This is a genomic window from Nesterenkonia alkaliphila (genome assembly GCF_009758175.1).
GTDB classification, from domain to species: domain Bacteria; phylum Actinomycetota; class Actinomycetes; order Actinomycetales; family Micrococcaceae; genus Nesterenkonia; species Nesterenkonia alkaliphila.
In genome coordinates this window covers 1-19,971 of record NZ_WRPM01000057.1, presented here as the reverse complement: position 1 = coordinate 19,971, position 19,971 = coordinate 1, and the positions used below count along the sequence as shown (strand labels likewise).

Annotated in this window: 21 protein-coding genes; 12 read left to right on the top strand and 9 right to left on the bottom strand. The window is 67.1% G+C overall.

The features are described 5' to 3' along the window. Positions 1 to 67 precede the first annotated feature (67 nt). Entirely contained in the window at positions 68 to 1,063 is a 996-nt protein-coding gene (locus GNZ21_RS07985; protein WP_331250819.1) for an FAD-dependent monooxygenase, read from the top strand. 92 nt (positions 1,064 to 1,155) lie between these two features. On the opposite strand, the gene GNZ21_RS07980 is transcribed toward GNZ21_RS07985, so the two are convergent. Next, positions 1,156 to 1,449, bottom strand: a complete 294-nt coding sequence (locus GNZ21_RS07980; protein ID WP_157323090.1) for an AbrB/MazE/SpoVT family DNA-binding domain-containing protein — start codon at positions 1,447 to 1,449, stop codon at positions 1,156 to 1,158. Positions 1,450 to 1,588: 139 nt separating this feature from the next. Between GNZ21_RS07980 and GNZ21_RS07975 the strand changes: the two genes are divergently transcribed. Continuing rightward, positions 1,589 to 1,933, top strand: coding sequence for a cytochrome b5 domain-containing protein (locus GNZ21_RS07975; RefSeq protein WP_198345993.1), 345 nt, complete (start codon positions 1,589 to 1,591; stop codon positions 1,931 to 1,933). Positions 1,934 to 1,971: 38 nt separating this feature from the next. Beyond that, positions 1,972 to 2,766, top strand: coding sequence for an MOSC domain-containing protein (locus GNZ21_RS07970; RefSeq protein ID WP_157323086.1), 795 nt, complete (start codon positions 1,972 to 1,974; stop codon positions 2,764 to 2,766). A gap of 51 nt (positions 2,767 to 2,817) precedes the next feature. Here the strand turns inward: GNZ21_RS07970 and GNZ21_RS07965 are convergent, their stop codons facing one another. After that, a complete protein-coding gene (locus GNZ21_RS07965) occupies positions 2,818 to 4,068 on the bottom strand; it encodes a GDSL-type esterase/lipase family protein (protein WP_229659601.1) in 1,251 nt (416 codons plus the stop codon). Between the two features lie 128 nt (positions 4,069 to 4,196). Then, positions 4,197 to 4,754 carry an acyl-CoA thioesterase gene (locus GNZ21_RS07960; protein WP_188503823.1) on the bottom strand — a complete coding sequence of 186 codons (558 nt, stop codon included), beginning with the start codon at positions 4,752 to 4,754 and terminating at the stop codon, positions 4,197 to 4,199. A 194-nt stretch (positions 4,755 to 4,948) separates the two neighbouring features. On the opposite strand from GNZ21_RS07960, the gene GNZ21_RS07955 reads away from it, so the two are divergent. From GNZ21_RS07955 to GNZ21_RS07930, 6 genes are read left to right on the top strand one after another with little or no spacing between them, the layout of a single operon-like run. Further along, the gene (locus GNZ21_RS07955; RefSeq protein ID WP_188503822.1) at positions 4,949 to 5,731 is read left to right on the top strand and encodes an ABC transporter ATP-binding protein; all 783 of its coding nucleotides are present in this window, start codon (positions 4,949 to 4,951) and stop codon (positions 5,729 to 5,731) included. Beyond that, complete coding sequence (locus GNZ21_RS07950) at positions 5,728 to 6,549, top strand: ABC transporter ATP-binding protein (protein WP_157323084.1); 822 nt, start codon at positions 5,728 to 5,730, stop codon at positions 6,547 to 6,549. The genes GNZ21_RS07955 and GNZ21_RS07950 overlap by 4 nt, the downstream gene beginning before the upstream one ends. Beyond that, positions 6,546 to 8,405: an AMP-dependent synthetase/ligase gene (locus GNZ21_RS07945; protein WP_198345992.1), complete on the top strand. Its 1,860-nt coding sequence runs from the start codon at positions 6,546 to 6,548 to the stop codon at positions 8,403 to 8,405. The genes GNZ21_RS07950 and GNZ21_RS07945 overlap by 4 nt, the downstream gene beginning before the upstream one ends. Then, a complete protein-coding gene (locus tag GNZ21_RS07940) occupies positions 8,402 to 9,298 on the top strand; it encodes a branched-chain amino acid ABC transporter permease (protein WP_188503821.1) in 897 nt (298 codons plus the stop codon). Before GNZ21_RS07945 ends, GNZ21_RS07940 begins: the two co-directional genes overlap by 4 nt. Next, on the top strand, positions 9,295 to 10,470 hold the full coding sequence (locus GNZ21_RS07935; RefSeq protein ID WP_157323083.1) for a branched-chain amino acid ABC transporter permease: 1,176 nt from the start codon (positions 9,295 to 9,297) through the stop codon (positions 10,468 to 10,470). Before GNZ21_RS07940 ends, GNZ21_RS07935 begins: the two co-directional genes overlap by 4 nt. 18 nt (positions 10,471 to 10,488) lie before the next feature. Then, entirely contained in the window at positions 10,489 to 11,793 is a 1,305-nt protein-coding gene (locus tag GNZ21_RS07930; protein ID WP_157323081.1) for an ABC transporter substrate-binding protein, read from the top strand. Between the two features lie 84 nt (positions 11,794 to 11,877). On the opposite strand, the gene GNZ21_RS07925 is transcribed toward GNZ21_RS07930, so the two are convergent. Beyond that, positions 11,878 to 12,747, bottom strand: coding sequence for an ABC transporter permease (locus GNZ21_RS07925; RefSeq protein ID WP_157323079.1), 870 nt, complete (start codon positions 12,745 to 12,747; stop codon positions 11,878 to 11,880). Next, the gene (locus GNZ21_RS07920; RefSeq protein WP_157323077.1) at positions 12,744 to 13,709 is read right to left on the bottom strand and encodes an ATP-binding cassette domain-containing protein; all 966 of its coding nucleotides are present in this window, start codon (positions 13,707 to 13,709) and stop codon (positions 12,744 to 12,746) included. The genes GNZ21_RS07925 and GNZ21_RS07920 overlap by 4 nt, the downstream gene beginning before the upstream one ends. 105 nt (positions 13,710 to 13,814) lie before the next feature. Here GNZ21_RS07920 and GNZ21_RS07915 point away from each other — a divergent pair, with 105 nt between their 5' ends. Next, positions 13,815 to 14,567, top strand: a complete 753-nt coding sequence (locus tag GNZ21_RS07915) for a TetR/AcrR family transcriptional regulator (protein ID WP_188503820.1) — start codon at positions 13,815 to 13,817, stop codon at positions 14,565 to 14,567. Here the strand turns inward: GNZ21_RS07915 and GNZ21_RS07910 are convergent. The 4 genes from GNZ21_RS07910 to GNZ21_RS07895 form a co-directional block, all read right to left on the bottom strand. Next, positions 14,564 to 15,499 carry a DUF4031 domain-containing protein gene (locus GNZ21_RS07910; protein WP_157323074.1) on the bottom strand — a complete coding sequence of 312 codons (936 nt, stop codon included), beginning with the start codon at positions 15,497 to 15,499 and terminating at the stop codon, positions 14,564 to 14,566. The two genes, GNZ21_RS07915 and GNZ21_RS07910, sit on opposite strands and share 4 nt — an antisense overlap. After that, positions 15,496 to 16,557, bottom strand: coding sequence for a CNNM domain-containing protein (locus tag GNZ21_RS07905; RefSeq protein ID WP_157323072.1), 1,062 nt, complete (start codon positions 16,555 to 16,557; stop codon positions 15,496 to 15,498). The genes GNZ21_RS07910 and GNZ21_RS07905 overlap by 4 nt, the downstream gene beginning before the upstream one ends. Then, positions 16,554 to 17,921 (bottom strand): hemolysin family protein, encoded by a 1,368-nt coding sequence (locus GNZ21_RS07900; protein ID WP_157323070.1) that lies wholly within the window; start codon positions 17,919 to 17,921, stop codon positions 16,554 to 16,556. The genes GNZ21_RS07905 and GNZ21_RS07900 overlap by 4 nt, the downstream gene beginning before the upstream one ends. A gap of 223 nt (positions 17,922 to 18,144) precedes the next feature. Continuing rightward, on the bottom strand, positions 18,145 to 18,555 hold the full coding sequence (locus GNZ21_RS07895) for a hypothetical protein (protein WP_157323068.1): 411 nt from the start codon (positions 18,553 to 18,555) through the stop codon (positions 18,145 to 18,147). An 81-nt stretch (positions 18,556 to 18,636) separates the two neighbouring features. Between GNZ21_RS07895 and GNZ21_RS07890 the strand changes: the two genes are divergently transcribed. Together GNZ21_RS07890 and GNZ21_RS07885 are read left to right on the top strand one after the other, a co-directional pair. After that, positions 18,637 to 19,230, top strand: a complete 594-nt coding sequence (locus GNZ21_RS07890) for a TetR/AcrR family transcriptional regulator (protein ID WP_157323066.1) — start codon at positions 18,637 to 18,639, stop codon at positions 19,228 to 19,230. Between the two features lie 39 nt (positions 19,231 to 19,269). Next, complete coding sequence (locus GNZ21_RS07885) at positions 19,270 to 19,941, top strand: NADPH-dependent FMN reductase (RefSeq protein WP_157323064.1); 672 nt, start codon at positions 19,270 to 19,272, stop codon at positions 19,939 to 19,941. Positions 19,942 to 19,971: the final 30 nt, after the last annotated feature.

Here is a 19,971-nt window from a genome sequence, read left to right as displayed (position 1 = left end):
AGAACGAGCCATACCTCATTCTACAACCCAACCGCTTAACTATTAACGAGACACACCACTAGCTGCGATCGGAGCTGACGATGTCCTGGAACGGGACGGCCATCCGGTACAACCGGCAGGCACCCAGTTCATGGATGGTTCCTGGCTGATGAAGCTGCCGGGCGATGACACCGGAAGCACCCGCATGTATGGCATGCACCGAAGGCGGCTACACGCCGCACTGCTGGATGCGGCCGGAGATGCCGAGGTGAGCACCGGCATGCGTGTGGTCCACATCGATCCTGGCAACGCGGAACGGCAGGCCACCATCGTGGTGAACACACAAGGCGGTGAGCAGCGAACAACCGCCGATCTGGTGATCGGTGCCGATGGAGTGCACAGCCGACTTCGCAGTGTGCTCCTGCCTGAGCGGAAGGTTGTTTCCAGCGGATATACGAGCTGGCGGGCGATCATTCCCGCGGTTGAGCTGATCACAGACAAGTTCGCGATGAGCTGGGGCCCGCATGCTGAGTTCGGTGCTCTACCGGTCGGCCACGGCGAGGTGTACTGGTACGGATATGCCAAGTGCCCGCCCGGCACCAACTTCCCCGATGAGTCAGTTGCGGTGCGGGAGAGATTCGCAGACTGGCACGACGCCGCCCAGTTCCTGATCGCGGGCACAGCACCGGGTTGCCTGATGCGACATGACGTATGGGTGTTGGACAAGGCGCTGAAGAGCTACGCGCGGGGCCGGACGGTGCTGATCGGCGACGCCGCCCATCCGATGCTTCCCACTCTGGGGCAGGGAGCGAATTCAGCCTTGGAGGACGGGGTGACCATAGGCCGGCTGGTCCCGCCGCGGACCCGAGACATCCCGGCCGCCCTGCGCAGGGTGGACCAACAACGACGACCTCGCACGCAGGGGCTCGTCAGGCAGTCGGCGGCAATGGCACGAATCGACGCACACCTCGGCCCGGGATGGCGGCAACAGGTGGGCAACGCAATGTTCCGCAGCATGCCCGCCGGTCTGGCCCAACGTTCCGGCGGCAGTTTCCTCAACTGGCAGGTCCCCGGGCGCCCGTAGTTGGTGCCTGAAGACCTACCTGGTCGCACCCTGCTCGGCGGTGCTGAGGATGAGGATGCCTGACCTCAGCCATCCTCAACGAATCTGCTGAATCAGCTCCGAGGAACCCCATGCCCGGTCTGCTGTAAGGACTGTCCGGGATAGTCTGCGTCCTCGCGGACAGCTTCCGCCCGGCGTTCTTTGGCCAGTTCATCCACAAGGCTGGGACCACCCAGCTGCTTGCGCACCCGCGCTTTCATCTGCTCGCGAGTAGCCACAAGGACACCGTCATCTGTTTCGACTAAAACCAGCGGGGTGCCCTGATCCCATTGCTGCCGCTGCCGAAGATCGGCCGGGACCACCAGACGACCCCGGTCGCCCATCTTCACTGCATGTGTGGTACCCATAGATGCAGTGTCCCACTACGAGGGTCATCTGGTCGAGCTGTCCTCTGCTACAGCTACGGCGAGGAGTTCCACTACGGCCTGGACCTGATCCTGAACGGACTGGCCCCGGATGAGCCGGACAGTGGGAGACAATAGGGGGATGACCAGAATCCCCCTGATTCCCCTGGCAGCCGCATGTGCCCTGCTGCTGACCAGCTGCTCCGGTGAGGCGGAACCGTTGGAGATCCCGGCAGGTGAATCCAGCGGTGAGCAGTTCACCCTGGCCGAGGTGGCCGAGCACGACGACGCCGGCTCCTGCTGGGCAGCCGTGGAGGGCCGGGTCTACGACCTCACCGATTGGATCGATGAGCACCCCGGCGGCCCCACCCGGATCACCCAGCTGTGCGGCACAGATGCCACCCAGCAGTTCGCCAACCAGCACCGTGGCCAGGAACGCCCCACTGAGCAGCTCTCCGAGTTCGAGATCGGCATCCTGCAGGACTGAAGTCCCGCCGACCGTCCCGGTGTGCCAAGATGAGGGGCATGGCTGAGGTCTCCGCACTGTACCGCTATCCGGTCAAAGGATTCACCCCGGAGCCGCAGGAGGAGCTGCGGGTGCGGCCCGACGGGCGCGTCGCCGGGGACCGGGTCCTGGCCTTCCGCTTCGCCAGCGCCATTGAGCCCGAGCAGCGTGACAGCCTGGACTACTGGCCCAAGCGCCGCGGGCTGGCCCTGATGACCTTCCCCACCCTGGCCCGGCTGCAGCTGAGCTTCGACGGCTTGAGGCTGCTGATCACTGAGAGCCCCAGCGGCTTCTCGGTGGAGGCCGGCCTGGACGACGCCGGCCGGGAGGAGATCTGCCAGCAGGTCACCGACTGGCTGCGCAGCACTGAGGACGCCGCCCTGCTGGACCGCCCCGGCGTACTGCCGCTGCGGCTCATCGGCGACGGGGCCACACCGCGGTTCCAGGACCGCGGGCGCGGCTTCGTCTCCCTGCACGGGGCCTCCTCGGCCGCGGACCTGGGCGCAGCCGTCCCCGGCGCCGAGGACAGCCGGCGCTACCGGTCGAATATCGTCATCACAGGCACCCCTGCGTGGGCGGAGCTGGACTGGTCCGGCAGGCTGCGGATCGGCGAGGTCGAGTTCAGCGTGGAGAGCCCGATTGTGCGCTGTCTGGCCACCCACGCCAACCCGGAGACCGGAGAGCGCGACGCACCGGTGATGTCTGCCCTGGTCCAGCAGTTCCAGCAGGCCGAGCCCACCCTGGGCATCCTGCTGCTGCCCACCGCCGGCGGGGGCTCGGTCCGGGTCGGGGATCCGGTGGAGCTGCTGGGCTGACAGCGCAGAAGGCCGGGTCCGAGCCCAGCAGGTTGGCCGGCTGAGCCGCCCTCAGAGGTATGCCCGCAGCTGCTCGGCGAAGCGCTCTCCGATCAGCTGATGGGTCTCATGCCCGGGGTGCAGGTCGTCGGGCAGCGGCAGGGCCTCGGCATCCTGGGCGCCGTAGAGCGCCAGCCCGCTCAGGCCGTGGAGGTGCGGGTCGGTTTCGGCACGCTGTGTGATGATTCGTTCCAGCTCCGCGCGCAGCGTCTGCAGGGTCAGCCTCCCGGCCGCGGCCCCGGCGGGGTCGCCCGCGGCACGGAAGTACCGGCGCAGCGTGCCGGCGTCGTCGTGCTTCTCATAGGCTTCCACCGGCCCGGGGGTCGTCTCGTGGATGCCGCACCACAGCGGGGAAATGACCAGCAGCGGCGTCCGGCGGTGCCGGGACTCCCGGATCGTGTCCAGGAAACCGTGCAGCGCCGGGGCGAAGGAGCGCAGGGTGTGCGAGTCCCCGTTGACCACGTTGATGCCCAGCTTCAGCGTGATCAGGTCAGCGTCAAGCTCCCGGATGGTGCGCGCGGCGAAGGGGTCCAGCATGGCATTGCCGGCGAAGCCCAGGTTGGTCAGCTCCACCGGGCGCCCCTGGGCCGTGGCGGTGCGGGCAGCCACCGCCGGCCAGGCGTGACCGGCGCCCACGGCGTCGTACCCATGGCTGATCGAGGAGCCATGGTGCACCCAGCGCAGCGCCCCCGGAGCGGCCGGCACCGGATGGACCTCGGCATCGGAGCGGATCTCGACCAGTTCGGCGCGCTCCTGGTAGGGAAGCCAGATCTCCAGGGTCTTCTGCCCCGCAGGCAGCGGGGGAAGCACGACGACGCCGGGACCCTCCTCCCGGCTGCTCACCTCACCGGTGCTCGGGTCCTCAGTGATGACTGTGCCGCCCTCGGCCGTGGACTGAGCCAGCAGCCGGCCGTCGCACCAGATGTCGTAGACCGGCGGATGGTTGACCGGCCCGCCGGGCACCAGATGCTTCTGCGGCCAGGTCACCAGTTCCACAGAGGTGGCGGCAGTGCGGAACCGGACCCGGACTCCGGAGGGGTCGCTGAAGACCTTCGGCTCCACCGGTCCGCCCAGCTGCGCCCGGGAGGCGGCGGTGAGCCGGTGCGGCAGCAGGCCCCGTACGGTGCGCTCCAGCTCCACGGCGCCGTGGATGAGCTCCTCTGTGATGGGGGTGCGGATCATCGGTTGGGCCACAGAGGACATCTTGGCACAGCCGCGCCGCGGTTCAGGCCGGGCGGACTCAGGGAGGTCCGGGGCTGTCACAGGTGCCGGATCGCGTAGCGAAACTGCGGGAACTCACCCGTTTTCGGCCCGAGTTTCCATAGTTTCGCTACAGGATCCGCGACGGGGCCGCCCTGCCGTCGCGGGGCTGGGGCAGGGCCCGGGGCTGGTCAGAATCCGGTGTGCGGGGCCGGCCTGCGGGAGGCCGGCAGGGCGAAGTCGCGCCGCCAGGCCTTCAGGTCCTCGCTGACCTCGAAGTTCTCCGGAGCCGGATGCCCCTGCTCGGCCGCCATCTGAAGGATCTCCTCGATCGGCACGGGGCCGTTCTTGCCGATCAGCCGGCCGGCCACATAGCCGCGGACATAGATCTCGCCGTCGACCACCACCCGGTGCTCGATGTAGAAGCAGCGGTCGTCCACTCCGATGAGCTTGGTGAAGATCTGGAACTTGGTCATGAAGTTCACAGACTTGCGGAAGGTGACCTGTTCGGCCTGCACCACCGGGTGCCAGCCTCGCTGCTTCGCCCCGTCCCACAGGCCTGAGCGGACCATCATGTCGTAGCGGCCCAGGTCGAAGAGGCTGAAGTACTGCCCGTTGTTGATGTGCATCAGGATGTCCACATCGGTGGGCAGCGCGCGCAGCGTGATCTCGGTGGCCTCCCAGGGTGAGGTGCGCCGGCGGCGTCGTGCTTTGAGCAGAATCAGCAGGGCGCGGAAGATCACATGCACACCCCAAGGTTACTACGCAGTAGCCAGGTGCCATTCCACCTTTTGGAATCAAGGTCACGATCGCGTAAGTAACGTGATCTAAATCACGCAGTGCTGGCACTGTGTCGTAGGTCACTGGACGTCCAACGATTGCGTGAGGGAGATGTGATGGGCACTGCTGCCTGTGGCTGGGGCTCCTCCGAGGGGGTGCTCCGGTGCTGACCGTCAAGAACGTGGAAGTGGTCTACAACGATGTCATCCAGGTTCTCCGCGGCGTCAGCCTGACCGTGGAGAAGGGGCGGATCACCGCACTGCTCGGAGCCAACGGAGCGGGCAAGACCACGCTGCTGCGGGCGGTCTCCGGACTGCTGGACATTCACGACGGCGAGGTCACCAAGGGTCAGATCGAGCTGGGCGGCCGAGCCATCCACGGCTGGCAGCCGGCCAAGATCGTCTCCGCCGGCCTGGGCCAGGTGCTGGAGGGCCGCCGGGTCTTCGCCGAGTTCACCGTGGAGGAGAACCTGCGCATCGGCGGGCACACCCGCCGCGGCGGGCTCAACGACTCCATTGAGGAGATCTACCAGCTCTTCCCGGTGCTCAAGGAGCGGCGGCGGCGCACCGCCGGCTACCTCTCCGGCGGTGAGCAGCAGATGCTGGCCATGGGCCGTGCCCTGATGGCCGATCCCCAGGTCCTGCTGCTGGACGAGCCCAGCCTGGGCCTGGCACCACGGATGGTTCAGCAGATCAAGGACCTGGTGGTGAAGGTCAACCAGGAGCGGGGCACCACGGTGCTGCTGGTGGAGCAGAACGCGATGATGGCGCTGTCGATCGCCCATCACGGTTATGTGATGGAGCAGGGCAAGATCGTGATGGACGACGACGCCGAGAAGCTGATGGACAACGAGGACATCCGGGACTTCTACCTCGGCCGCGGCGAACTCTCCACCTCGTACAGGAATCTCAAGCACTACAAGCGGCGGAAGAGGTGGCTGTCATGAGCACCAACCCAGTCTGTGAGGTCACAGACGTCCAGCTGAGCTTCGGCGAGGTCAAGGCCCTCAACGGGGTCAGCTTCAGCATCCAGGGAGCCGAGCTCTTCGCCGTCATCGGCCCCAACGGTGCGGGCAAGACCTCCATCTTCAACGTGCTCTCCGGGGTCTACCGCCCGCAGCAGGGCTCGGTGACCTTCGGCGGGGAGTCCATCCTGGGGGGGCGCCCGCACCGGATCGCCAAGCGCGGCATGGCTCGGACCTTCCAGAACATCGAGCTGTTCGAGAACCTCACGGTGGTCGACAACCTCATGATGGGCCGCCACCACCACCTGAACTACCACTGGTGGGAGGCGATCTACTGGTGGGGCAGGGCGCGCAGCTCCGAGCTGGCCAACCGGCGCAGAGTGGAGGAAATCATCGACTTCCTGGAGATCGAAGGCTACCGCGACCAGCCGGTGGGCATGCTGCCCTACGGCATCCAGAAGCGGATCGAGTTGGGCCGTGCTCTGGCCATGGAGCCGAAGCTGCTGCTGCTGGACGAGCCGGTGGCCGGGATGAACGCTGAGGAGACCGAGGATATGGCCCGGTTCATCCTGGACATCCGTTCCGAGCTGAAGATCCCGATGATCCTGGTCGAGCACGACATGGGCCTGGTGATGGACCTGGCCGACCGGGTGATGGCCATGGACTTCGGCACCCCGCTGGTCACCGGCGCCCCGGAGGAGGTCCAGAGCAATCCGGATGTGATCCGCGCCTATCTGGGCCCGATGAGCGAAGCAGCCGCCGCAGCGGTGGCCGATGGAGCACCCGAGGAGGCCCCGTGACAGCCGCACCGTCCACTCTCCCGCTGCGCATCCGCGAGCGCGCCCGCACCACCCCGGACGCGGTGGCGATGCGGGACAAGAACTTCGGCATCTGGGAGCAGACCACCTGGGCTGAGTACTGGCAGACCGCCGAGCTGGTCGGCCACGGTCTGCTGGCCCTGGGCGTCGGCGTCGGCGACCGGGTGGCCGTGCACGCGGAGAACCGCCGCGAATGGCTCTTCAGCGATATTGGCATCGTGGCCGTGCGGGCGGCCACTGTGGGCCTCTACCCCACCAATCCCCCGCCTGAGGTGCTGCACCTGCTGCGCGACTCCGGATCCAAGGTTCTCATCGCTGAGGACCAGGAGCAGCTGGACAAGGCCCTGGAGATCAGCGATGAGCTGCCCGGCCTGGAGCACATCGTCTATATCGAACCCCGCGGGATCCGCGGGCACTACACCGATGAGCGGCTGATCTTCTGGGACGACTTCCTCACTCTGGGCGCGGAGCACCAGCAGCAGCACCCCGGGGCCGTGGCGGAGCTGGCCGAGTCCGCCCAGCCTGAGGACCTGGCCACCCTGATCTACACCTCAGGGACCACCGGCCCGCCCAAGGGGGCCATGCTCACCATGGACAACATCGAATTCGCCATCGAGCGCTTCGCCGAGGAGGGCGCCTTCTTCGACCCGCCGGCCACCGACCGGGACCTGATGGTCTCCTACCTGCCGCTGTGCCATGTGGCGGAGCGGGCCTTCACCACCTGGCTCAACGCCGCAGTGGGCACCCAGGTCAACTTCGCCGAGTCGGTGGAGACCGTGCAGACCGCGCTGCGGGAGGTCCAGCCCTCGATCGTCTTCGGCGTGCCGAGGATCTGGGAGAAGATCGTCGCCGGGATCCACATCCGGATGAGCGGAGCCAGCCGGCTCAAGCGCCTGGTCTTCGGGGCCTCGATGAAGGCCGCCGACTGGATCGGGGACACCCTGGTGGCCAACCAGGGGCGGCACACCCTGCTGACCCGGATCGTCTACCTGATCTTCTGGGTGATCTGCTTCCGTGCGCTGCGGGAGCGGCTGGGGCTGCGCAACGCCCGCTACACCGCCTCCGGCGCCGCGCCGATCGCCCCTGAGGTGCTGAAGTTCTTCATGGGCATCGGGGTGCGGATGCACGAGGTGTACGGGATGACGGAGAACTCGGCATTCGCCACCGCGAACCTTCCCGGCAGGGTCCGGCTGGGCACTGTCGGACAGGCGCACCCCGGGGTGGAGATCCGGGTGGATGAGTCCACCGGGGAGATCCTGACCCGCAGCCGGGGCAGCTTCGCCGGGTACTGGAACCGGCCCGACGCCACCGCCGAGACCCTCGACGCCGAGGGCTGGCTGCACACCGGCGACGTCGGGGAGATGGTGGAGGGCACCCACCTGAAGATCACCGACCGGCTGAAGGACATCATCATCACCGCCGGCGGGAAGAACATCTCGCCCTCGGAGATCGAGAACAGCCTGAAGGCCTCCCCCTACATCAAGGAGGCGGTGGTCATCGGTGATGGCCGCAAGTACCTCACTGCGCTGATCGGCATTGAGATGGACACCGTCGGCGACTGGGCCCAGCAGCGCAGACTGGCCTTCACCACCTACCGGGACCTCTCGTTCAAGCCTGAGGTCATCGAGCTCATCCAGGGCGTGGTCGATGCCACCAATGAGAAGTTCGCCCAGGTGGAGACCATCAAGCAGTTCCGGATGCTGCCCAAGGAGCTGGACCACGATGAGGGTGAGCTGACCGCCACCCAGAAGGTCAAACGCTCCGCAGTGGAGAAGCAGTTCGCTGCGGAGATCGATTCCATGTACACCAACCGCGTACCCGAGGGGGCAGCCCAGTGACCACCTTTGCTCAAGCTGTGCTCTCCGGAACCGCCCAGGGCGCCATCTACGCCCTGCTGGCCCTGGGCTTCGTGATCATCTACAAGGCCACCCATGTCATCAGCTTCGCCCAGCCGGCGCTGATGGTCATCGGCGGGCTGTTCAGCTACCACTTCTCCGCGGTGATGGGCTGGCCGTTCTGGCCCTCCCTGTTCGTCGCGATCCTGCTGGGCGCGGGTCTGGGCATGCTCATCGAGCGCCTGGCACTGCGCCAGATGGTGGGCAAATCGGTGTTCACCATGGCGGTGATCACCATCGGCGTCGACGTGGTACTGCGGGTGCTGGCCAACCGGTACATCGGGGCGGACTCCCGGGTGATGCGCTACCCCGGCGGCGGCGAGCGCTACGAGTTCCTGGGCCTGGCCATCAGCCACCGGCAGCTGACCATCCTGGCGGTCACCCTGATCACCGTGGTCTCGCTGGCCCTGTTCTTCCGCTACGCCAAGGCCGGACTGGCGATGCGCGCCACCGCACTGAGCCAGGAGACCGCCCTGGCCCAGGGAGTCAGGGTCGGGGCCATCTTCGCCCTGGCCTGGGCGATCGCCGGCGGGCTGGCGGCCATCGCCGGGACCTTCATCGCCACCGGATCCGGCGGGAGCGAGCAGGACACCTGGATCATCGCGCTCAAGGCGCTGCCGGCCATCATCATCGGCGGCCTGGACAGCCTGCAGGGCGCGGTGATCGGCGGCCTTGCGGTGGGCATCGTGGAGCAGCTCACCGCCGTCTACCAGTCGACCTATCTGCCGTTCCTGGGCACCAACTTCTCCCTGGTGGCGCCCTACGCCCTGATGCTGGTGGTGCTGCTGATCCGACCCTATGGCCTCTTCGGCACCCGGGAGGTGGAACGGGTATGACCGCCGCACCGCAGATCACCAATAAGGTGCACACAGGATCGAAGCGTCCTCGCCCCCCGCGGGGCCGTCCGAAGCTGCGCACCTCCTATGCGCAGGACATGGCGCTGCTGAACACACCGGCCAAACGCTGGTCCACCCTATTGCTGGTGGTCATCGGGTTCTGCGCCCCGCTGCTGTTCACCGATGACCTGCTCCAGGTGCTCACCCTGGGCCTGTTCGCTGCGATCGGGGCGATCGGGCTGAACCTGGTCAGCGGCTATGCCGGCCAGGTCTCGCTGGGCCACGCCTTCTTCATGGGGCTGGGAGCCTATACCGCCGCAGTGCTCGGCGGGGACTCCGAGGGCCGGCTGGTGGGCTTCGGCCTGCCGATCTATATTTGGCTGCCGGCGGCCGGGCTGGTGGCGGCCGCAGCCGGGCTGCTGATCGGTCCGCTCGCCGTCCGGCTGCGCGGGCTCTACTTGGCCATCGTCACCCTGGGCGTGGTCTTCCTGGGGCTGCACCTCTTCCGGGAGGCCAACCACCTCACCGGCGGACCGGGTGTGGGCCGCCGGGCCCCGGACCTGGAGATCTTCGGCATCAACTTCTCAGCCTCCGGAGGCATCCCCGGGCTGGACTGGACCCGGGACCAGCAGCTGCTGGTGGTGGCCATCGTGTTCCTGATCATCTTCGGGGTGGCCGCCCGCAATATCGCTCGTTCCGGTGTGGGCCGGGCCTTCTCCTCGATCCGGGACCGGGATGTCGCCGCCGCAGTGATCGGCGTGGACCTCACCGGCCATAAGGTGCTGGCCTTCGGCCTCTCCTCGTTCTATGCCGGAGCCGGCGGGGCCCTGTACTACACGGTGGTGCGGATCATCGAGCCCACCGGATTCGACCTGCTGCTCAGTGTGCAGTTCCTGGCGATGGTGCTCATCGGCGGGGTCGCCACCATCTCCGGGGCCATCATGGGCGCGATCTTCATCACCGCCCTGGGGCGCATCGCCATTGAGATCGCTCATGTGGTGCCCTTCGTCTCCACCTCGGTGGCCGGCGGCGGACTGCTCAACATCTTCCAGCTGGAGGGCATCCTCTACGGGCTGCTGATCATCGGCTTCCTGATCGCCGAGCCCCGGGGGTTGTACGGCATTTGGATCAGAATCCGCAACTACTGGAAGGGCTGGCCCTTCTCGTACTAGAAGAGGAAAGGAAACCCCATGAGAAAGCATGGACTTCTCCCGAAAACCCTGGCGGGTGCGGCCATCGCTGCGCTGGCCCTGACCGGCTGCCGCGGTGACGGCGGCGGGGGCGGGGATGCAGAGGCCGACGACGCCGGCTCCGGTCCCGGGGTCAGCTCGGATCCCTGTCCGGATGCGGTCAATGAGGACAACGGGTGCATCACTCTGGGCATCATCACCGACCTGACCGACACCTTCTCCGCGGTGGCGGTCCCGCTGACCGAGGCCCAGGAGGCCTTCTGGCAGCGGGTCAACGAGAACGGCGGGGTGGGCGGCTTCGACGTCCAGCTGGTCATCGCCGATGGCGAGTACGACCCCCAGGCCACCTCCCAGCGCTACCAGGAGATGCGCACCGACATCCTGGCCCTGGCCCAGGCGCTGGGCTCCTCCCAGGTCATGGCGATTCTGGACGATATGCGTGATGACGACGTCATCGCCGCCCCTGCCTCCTGGAACTCCGCCTGGGACTTCGAGTCGCTGATCGTGGAGTCCGGCGCCAACTACTGCTTCGAGGCGATGAACGGCGTGGACTGGGCGGTGGCCGAGCGTGGGGAGATCGAATCGGTGATGGCCATCGGCTACCCCACCGACTTCGGTGAGGACGCAGCCTACGGGGCCGAAGCCGCAGCAGAGGCCAACGGCTTGGAGTACACCCAGATCACCACCCCCACGGGTCAGGACAACCAGGCTGAGGCCGTCTCCAGGATCGTGCAGGACGACCCGGATCTGGTGGTCATCACCGCCGGGCCCACCGAGACGGCGACCATCATTGCCGGCGCGGCCTCCAGCGGATGGGAGGGCACGGCCATCGGGTCCAGCCCGACCTGGAACCCCGGGCTGCTGCAGTCGGATGCGGCTCCGGTCCTGGAGGAGCGGTACTTCCACCTCTCCCCGTGGGGCCCCTGGGACTACGACTCTGAGGGCCACGCGGCGATGCAGGAGGCGCTCGGCGATGTGACCCCGAACTTTGCCTATGTGATGGGCTGGGCCTGGAGCTACCCGGTGCTTGCGGTGCTGGAGGATGCCGCTGAGATGGAGGGCGGGATCACCCGCGAGAACCTGGTCGAGGCCGCCGAGCAGCTTGAGTCGGTGGACTACGAGGGCATCCTGCCGGAGGAGGCCGGCCTGCGCGCCGGTGATCCCAGCGAGACCGCCTACCGGGCCAGCGTGATCAACCGGGTCTCCCCGGATGCCCCCGGCGGGACCGAGCTGGAGCAGGATCTGACGGTGGGCCCCACTGCTGAGGCCTACGACTACACCGGTCCCTGCGCCGCCCTGGACTGATCACAGGGCCAGCGGGACTCAGCGCACGTAGGGGTGGGGCTCTTCCCTGGGGAGGGCCCCACCCTTCGTGGTGTGCCGGAACTTCTACCGGCTGAGGCTGCGGAACTGCCGCACGGCCAGGGGCAGGAAGACCGCCATAATCACCGCGGGCCAGATGATCGCCGCGATCAGGGCGTGGCCGTCTATCCAGTAGGCCGGCTCCAGGTACTCGATGCCGGGGGTCTCGAAGAGCTCACGGATCGCGGTGGCGGTGGAGGAGACTGGGTTCCAGGCGGCGATTGCGCCGAGCCAGCCGGGCATCATCTCCGGCGGGGTGAACACCGAGGAGATGAAGCCCAGCGGGAAGGCCACGGCGAACAGCATCCCTGCGGTCTCGGTGTTCTTGATGCACAGGCCGAGGTAGATGCCCAGAAAGATCAGCGCCAGGCGCAGCCAGAGCAGCAGCACGAACGCCAGCAGGGTGGCCTGCAGGCTCCCGCCGGAGCGCCAGCCGATCAGCAGTGCCACTCCGGCGATGATGGCCAGGTCCAGCGCCGCCCGGATCACATCAGAGACAGCCCGGCCGGTCACCGGGGCGGAGCCTGACATCGGCATGGACCGGAACCGGTCCATGAACCCCTTCTCCTTGTTGTGGGTGACCGCGTAGGCGGTGTCCATGAAGCCCAGCGCCATGGTCATGGCGAACATCCCGGGCATGGCGAAGTCCACATAGCCTTCGCCTGCGCCCTGGCCGGTGACGTCCATGGCTGAGCCGAAGACGTAGACGAACATCAGGACCATCACCACCGGGAAGCCGATCTGCCAGGCGAAGGTGGAGGGCTGCCTCAGCAAGTGGGTGAACTCCTGCAGAACAATGGTCCAGCAGTCGCGAAGGGCCCAGATCAGCCGGGACCCGGCGGACTCCGCCGAGGGGGATGCGGCCGCCGTGGGGGCTAGGGGCGTCGTGGTACTCATCGGGTCTCCTCCGAAGTGGTCTGTGGGCGGGAGGTAAGGTGCAGGAAGGCTTCGTCCAGAGTGGGACGGCGCAGGCCGATATCAGCCACGTCGATCTCCTCGGCGCGGATCTCGGCGGCCACCGCGGTCAGCGCGGAGACGCCATCTTGCACGGCGACACTGAGCCGCGCTTCAGTCTGCTCCAGATCGGGCTGGAGGTTCAGCACACGGGTCACGACGCCGGCCAGCCGAGTCAGCTCAGCGGGGTCGGAGACTACGGCCTCCAGCCGCTCATCTCCGATCCGGCGCTTCAGCCCGGCCGGAGTGTCCTCGATGAAGTTCCTGCCCTGGTCGATCACGCTGATCCGGTCACAGAGCTTGTCCGCCTCATCCAGATAGTGAGTGGTCAGCAGGACAGTAGTGCCGGAGGCGGCCAGGCTTCGCACCGCCTCCCATACCTCGCGACGCCCGGCGGGATCCAGGCCGGTGGTCGGCTCATCCAGGAAGAGCACCTGCGGGGCCAGGATCATGGAGGCAGCCAGGTCCAGCCGGCGGCGCATTCCGCCGGAGAACTTCTTCGGTGAGCGGGCGGCTGCCTCAGTGAGCCCGAATACCTCCAGAAGCTCATCGGCGCGGCGCCGGGCGGCCGCCTTGTCTAAGCGGAAGAGCCAGCCGAACATGGTGAGGTTCTGCCGTGCGGTCATCAGATCGTCCACGGCGGTCTGCTGACCGGTCAGCCCGATCCTTCGCCGAACCTCCCTGGCCTGGGTGCGCACGTCGAAGCCGGCCACCTCCGCAGTGCCCTCGTCAGCGTCGGTCAGCGTGCTGAGGATCCGCACGGTGGTGGTCTTGCCGGCGCCGTTGGGGCCCAGCAGACCGTGGACGGTGCCGCGGGGGACCTCAAGGTCCACACCGTCCAGCGCCGTTTTGTTCTTGTACCGCTTGACCAGGCCGCGGGCCTGGACAGCTGGCTGGTCTGTCATGAGAAGAAGCCTTCCTCCAAGTGAGTACGATGTACGCCGTACGGTGCACGCAAAATAGTAGCGTACAGTGTCCGCAATAGACAAGTGCCTGATTCAGGAGGTGCCGTGAGCAACCAGAACCCGCTGGCCAAGAGTCTCCAGCTGCTCTGGGAGGGACTGCCCGAGCCGGAGAAGGGCCCCAAGCCCAAGCTGAGTCTGGACCAGATCGTCGCAGCCGGGGTGGAGCTGGCCGACAGCGAAGGGCTGGAGGCGCTGTCCATGCGCAGGCTGGCCCAGAGGCTCGGGGTGGGCACGATGTCGCTCTACCGCTACGTGCCCTCCAAGGAGGAGCTGCTGAATCTGATGCTGGACTCCGTGGTGGGCCCCTCCCAGGAGCGGCTCAGCAGCCCGGAGAAAGGCTGGCGGGAGTTCCTGAGGACCACCGCCTATGCGGGTCGCGAGCTTTATCTGACCCACCCCTGGGCCATCCAGACCAATTGGAGCCGGCCGGTGCTTGGGCCCAACAGTCTCGCCGACCTGGAACTGTTCATGATCGGGGTGAAGGAGCTGAGGCTCAGCGACCGCGAGAAGATGAACCTTGCCACTGCGCTGGACTCCTATGTTCTGGGCACCGCCCGCCAGGAGCTGCTGTGGCGCAATGCGGCCGCGCAGTCGGAGATGACTGATGAGGAGTTCTGGAACTACCAACTCCCCACCCTGGAGAAGGCTATGACCTCAGGCCAATTCCCCACTATGGCCCGGCTGTCAGAGGACACCTTCAACGGCACCTATGAAGAGACCTTCGATCTGGGCCTGACGCTGATTCTGGACGGGCTGGAGCAGAAGGTCCGTGAGCGCGATACCCGCGCAGGCTCCTAGGCAGGGACGCCCCGGTCGCCGCGCTCCAACTCGGCATGCTCCTGCTGGATGTTCTGCCGAGCCCTCTCCTCCCAGAGCCGGTGCCCAGTGTCGGTGCGGTAGAGCCTGGGGGCCGCCAGCAGCCCGCGCAGCACCTGGGCGCGCCCTGCGGCGAACTGTTCCTGGGGCACATGGGCGTAGTCAGCCCGCACCTGCTCGGCATAGCGCCGGTAGTCGGCAGGGTCACGGCCCAGCACCTCAAGGTCCGCATCGGTGAGCACACAGCCGGCGGCGTCGCCGGTGTCCGGCGAGTGCCCGGCAGTGAGCCGGACCAGCCGTGCTGTCTCAGCCACCTCGGGCTCCGGCAGCAGCCGGTCCAGCTTCTGCTCGGCCAGCTGGGCTGAGTCCTCCTCGTCCTGCCCGGCGGCGCCGCGGTAGACCGCATCGTGGAACCATCCGGCCAGCAGCACCGGGCGGCGCAGCTCAGCGGGCAGCTCCCCGGCCCGCTCCAGGGTTCCGGTGACGCTCAGCACCGCGGCCAGATGCGGCAGTGCGTGATAGTGCCGGTGCGGTTCTGACCAGCGCTGGAGCAGCTCCTCACCCACTTCCGTCCAGGCGCGGCCGGCCGCCCCCTCCCCCGGGCCGGCCAGCCGCATCCATCTGCGCAGCAGCCTGTGGCGCAGCTTCTCGGGGCGCTCCCGGGCTCTGACCCGCAGTCCGGAGTCCGCCAGGATGCGCGCCAGCCGGCGGCCGCTGACCGGCACAGCGCCGAGGTCCAGCAGGTCCTCGTAGCGGTGGGCGGGCACATCGTAGTGGTCCTGGTCGAAGGCGCGCCGGCTGATGCCGGCCTGCTCGGCCAGCGCATGCAGCTCCGCCAGGGAGGCGTCGGAGACCAGGTGGGAGAACACCGTCCCATGCGCGGGCCACACCGGCGGGTCGATGTAGACGGTCATGGGTCAGTCCGCTGGGTGCGCTCCGTTCCGCTCCACTGGTGCTCGACATTGGGCCATACCCGGGCCAGGATGTCCTCCCAGGTCACCACGCCCAGGGTGCCTTCGGCAGAGCGCACCACGGCAAGCTGCTCCCCGACCTGGCGCATCCGCTGGAACGCCCGGTACACCGAGGTTCCCGAGGCCAGCAGCAGTGCCGGGCGGGCCAGCTCTGCGGCCCGGGCCTGAACCGGGGCGGGCAGGGTGTCCCGGACGTGGACGACCTGCGGTGCGGCGTCGTCGTTCTCTCCGTGCAGCAGCACGCGCATATGCCCCGCCTGCAGAGCGGCCTGCTGGACATCCTGCACCGCCGCGCTGCGGGAGACGATCGGCACCGGCTCGGCGCTGCGGCCGCTGATCACATCGTCCACGGTGAGGGTCTCCAGCTCCATGATGCTGGCGATCTGGGAGCCGGAGGCCTCGTCCAGCACCCCGGACTCGGTGGAATGCTCCACAAGCTGACGGATGGTGTCCGAGTCATAGCCGCCTGCCGCAGCACGGTCGACCGGCTCCACACCGGTGGCCGCCACAAGCCGGTTGGCGACCCGGTTGACCCACCACAGCAGCGGCCGGAAGATCCACAGGAAGACCCGGGAGGGGATGGCCACGACTTTGGCCGAGAGCTCCGGATGGGCGATCGCCCAAGACTTCGGGGCCATCTCACCGATCACCAGGTGCAGGAAGGTCATCACCAGCAGGGCCACGGCCAATGCCACGGCGTTGGCGGTCCAGCCGGGCATGCCCCAGCCGGCCAGCACCGGGGCCAGGGCATACTGCACCGCGGGCTTGCTCACCGCGCCCAGGGCGAAGGTGCAGGCGGTGATGCCCAGCTGAGCCCCGGCGAGCATCACGGTGAGCTCGTTGAGGCTGCGCAGCGCGGCGCGGGAGCTCCGGCTGGACTCCGCCGTCTCCTCCAGGCGGTGCCGGCGCACTGCCAACAGGGAGAACTCGATGATCACGAAGAAGGCCGAGAGGGCGATGATCGCCACAGTGGCGATCACAGGGACGAGCCAGTCTGTCATCGTGCCTCCTCCTGGATCTCCTCGTGGAGGGCCAGCTCCACCTTCGAGGGCACCCGGTGGGCGAGCTCCAGCACGGTGAGGTCCACCCAGCGCTTCGGAGGCTCATCCTCCACATAGTCCGCGGGGTCGGCGAGCAGATCCACGCGGACCTGTTGGCCGGGTTCCAGCAGCTTGCCCTCCTGGGCGATCAGGAGTCCGGAGAGCGTCTCATAGTCGCCCTGCGGGATGGAGTGGCCGATCACGCGCTCCACCTCATCCAGGTGCAGGTCCCCGTCCATCAGCCAGCGCCGGTCGCCGCGCTGTTCGATCCCGGAGTCCTGGTCCTCATCGTGCTCGTCGGTGACTTCGCCGAGGATCTCCTCGGTGAGGTCCTCCAGGGTGACCACTCCGGCGAAGCCTCCGTATTCGTCGATCACACAGGCCAGCCGGGCCTGGTTGACCCGCAGCTCCCGCACCACATCCGGCAGGGACATCAGTCCCGGGACTATAACCGGGGAGCGCATCAGTTCGGTGACCGGGGCATCCTCGGCCAGACCGGTGCCGAGCAGATCGAGGATCTCCACGACGCCGACCGGCTCGTCCTCGTCGTTGACCACCGGGTAGCGGCTGTGCTCGGCGGCCATCAGCTCCCTGACCTCTGCGATGGTCGTGGCGGGGCGGACGAACCCGGCCCGGGAGCGTGGGATCATGGCGTGCTCGGCGTCGTGGTCGGGGAAGTCGAGAATGCGGTCCAGGGTGAGGAACAGCTCCTCCGGCAGATCCCCGGAGCTGCGCGAGCTGGAGACGATATGCTCCAGATCCTCCGCAGTGGCGGTGGAGTCGACGTCGTGGACCGGCTCGATGCGCAGCAGCTTCAGCAGGGCGTTGGCTGCGTGGTCGAAGATGGAAATCAGCCATCCCATCACCGCCAAGTAGATCTGGGTGGAGCGGGCCAACCCGCGGGCCAGCGGAATCGGGTTGGCGATGGCGTAGTTCTTGGGGAACAGCTCTCCGAAGATCATCTGCACCACGGTGGAGATGATCAGGGCCAGGACTGTGCCCACAGAGATGCTGATCGCTGCGGGAACCAGTCCGGCTGTTCCCAGCAGCTCGCCGAGGGCCCGGCCCACCAGGGGCTCTGCCACATAGCCCACAAGCAGGCCGGTGATGGTGATGCCCAGCTGAGCGCCGGAGAGCATGAAGGAGGTTCGCTTGGTGACGGCCAGGGCACGCTGTGCGGCTTTGTCACCGCTCTCTGCCAGGGCGCGGAGCTTATTGCGCTCCACTGACATATAGGCGAACTCTTGAGCGACGAAGTAGCCGTTCGCCGCGATGATCAGAAGGATCAGAAGGCTGCCGAGCAGCAGCGATAAAGCAATAGTCATCGCAGTGCGCCCTCATTCGGGGCTTGGTCGCGATGGTCGGGGTCACAGGATGAATCAGCTGATGCGGAGCAACATCGTCGACGTCGCAAGACCGCTCGGTCTATGTCATCCACCTGGTTACAGGCACCTCTTTCGTGTCGGGTCATCCTCGATCACTGAGGATGTGACAGTGATTATAGAGGGCAAGTCAGGAAGATGTCTTCAGCCGCCCCTGCGCGCCGGCTCAGGCTGCCAGCAGCCCCACACCCAACACCGCCAGGCCGGCGACTAGGAACCCGGTTCCCGCCCACAGCAGGAGGAGGAACCCATTGGGCCGGGTGCGCCCCGCACCGAGTGCGGAGAGGAAGAAGCCGGCCGGCATGAGGATCGCCGAGATCAGCACCCCAGTGCGGGCAATCCAGCCGGCAAAGCCGGTGAGTGCGGTGGCCTCAGTGAGCAGCAGACACACCAGGCCCAGGGTGATCAGCACTCCGGCGTGGGCATGGCCGGCCCGGTAAAAGGAGCGCTGGAAATCGGTGGCCGGCACCGCCCCTCGGGCAACTTTGGTCAGGAAGAAACCGCCGGTAGTCACCGTAATGGCAGCTAGTACGACGACGCCGGCAGTGGTCTGTGCGGAATCAGAGAGTTCAAGCATGCGGCCCCCTTGGAAGGACAAATAGTCTGACACTGTTATGTAACACTGTTACAAAACTGGCGTCAAGGGTAGGCTCCCCCTATGGCCCGACCGCGCACCCATGACGAGAACCTGCGGCAAAAACTGTTGGAGGCGGCGTCGTCGGCCATCGTCTCTCAGGGCGAGCAGTCCCTGTCCCTGCGCGCCCTGGCCGCCGAGGCCGGCACCACCACCTCAGCGGTGTACTCCCTCTTCGGGGATAAGGAGGCGCTGATCTCTGCAGTTGCCGAGGAGGGGTTCCGCCGCTTCGCTCAGGTCCTGGAAGAAGCGCCGGGGACGGAGGACCCCTGGGCGGATCTGCTGGCTCTGGGGGTGGCGTACCGGGAGTACGCGTTGGCGGAGCCGCATTTTTACCGGGTGATGTTCAGCAGACCCCACCCCTCGGCAGAGGCCCCGGAAAACACCACATTCGGAGTGCTTCGGAACGCGATCCAACGGGCCGCAGGGCTGGATCTCGAGGCGGCGCAGCCGGAGGCACTGCGCCTGTGGGCGCTCACCCACGGCCTGGTCAGCCTGGAGCTCAACGGGCTGATTCCCGGCAGTGCCGCCGAGCGGAAGCAGGGCTACATTGCAGCCCTGCGCGCTTCAGCCGGAGCGTTCTCAGAGCATTCTCGGAGCGGGCAGGTTCCAGACTGACAGCGCTAGGTTCATCACGCTGAAAAGGAGGAACAGATCATGTCCACCACCAAGAAGCCCACGCTGGGCGTCATCATCGGCAGCATCCGCCCGGAAAGGTTCGGCCCGACCCCCGCGAAGTGGTTCGCCGCTGAGGCGGAGCGTCACGGTGCCTTCGAGGTTGATCTCGTCGACCTGGCCGACTACCAGCTGCCGATGGAACTCGCCGGCAATGACCCCAACGCCGCACTGCCCGCCGAGGTCGCACGACTCGGTCAACGCTTGGCCAAGGCTGGTGCTTTCGTGCTGGTGACACCGGTCTACAATCGCAGCTACCCGGCCGCGCTGAAAACCGCCATCGACTGGTTCTACGGCGAATGGGCACTGCGACCAGTCTCCTTCGTCTCCTACGGAGGCATCACGGGGGGCCTGACCTCCGTGGAGCACCTGCGCGGGGTCTTCGCCGAGTTCCCGGCAGTGACCATCAAGAACTTCATCGCACTTGCCAACTACTGGAGGGTCTTCGACCACGACGGCTGGCCGGTGAACACTGAGGGCCTGCGGGTCCCCGCCGCCGCCCTCCTGGACGAACTCGCCTGGTGGGCACCCATGCTGAGGGAAGCACGCCGCTCTCGCCCCTACCCGCGCTTGGACTTCGCACTGGCTACGAACGACTCCCGTGCTGTATCACCTACCGAGCTAGTGTCCTGCGCCTTTAGTTCGTTGCATTAGTCGGCCGAGGGACTCAAGGATCTCTTCGGC